The 553-nt window shown below is 45.0% G+C and carries 1 protein-coding gene; it reads left to right on the top strand.

Features of this window, described 5'->3' with window-relative positions:
* A partial coding sequence (locus tag HC176_RS15890) for an RluA family pseudouridine synthase (RefSeq protein WP_167919973.1) occupies window positions 1-553 on the top strand: 553 nt, incomplete at both ends.

Genomic DNA, 553 nt, shown 5'->3' with positions numbered 1-553 from the left:
GCGGGTCGATAAGTTTCTTATGAACTATATCGAAAAAGCCACGCGAAACAAGATCCAGACGGCAGCAAAAGAAGGAAATATTCATGTCAATGAGGTTCCGGTAAAATCTAACTATAAAGTAAAACCGGGAGATGTAGTGCAGGTGATGTTTGAACATCCACCATATGAATTCCTGCTTACCCCCGAGAATATTCCGCTGGACATCGTTTATGAAGATGATGCATTACTTGTAGTGAATAAACCTGCAGGTATGGTTGTGCATCCCGGCCATGGAAATTACAGCGGAACGCTGATCAACGCCCTGGTCTATCATTTTGAGAATCTTCCGCAGAACTCGGATGAAAGGCCCGGCCTCGTCCACAGAATTGATAAAGATACCAGCGGACTCTTAGTGGTAGCCAGGACAGAGCAGGCAATGACCAAACTCGCCAAACAATTCTTTGACAAGAGTAGTGAGCGTGAATATGTGGCACTGGTTTGGGGGAATGTAGAGGAAGATGAAGGTACTATTGAAGGAAATATTGGGCGTCATCCAAAGAACAGGCTGCAGAAT

Source organism: Tamlana crocina (genome assembly GCF_012037625.1).
The sequence above is the reverse complement of the archived record's forward strand: the minus strand, read 5'-3'. Positions and strand labels throughout refer to the sequence as shown.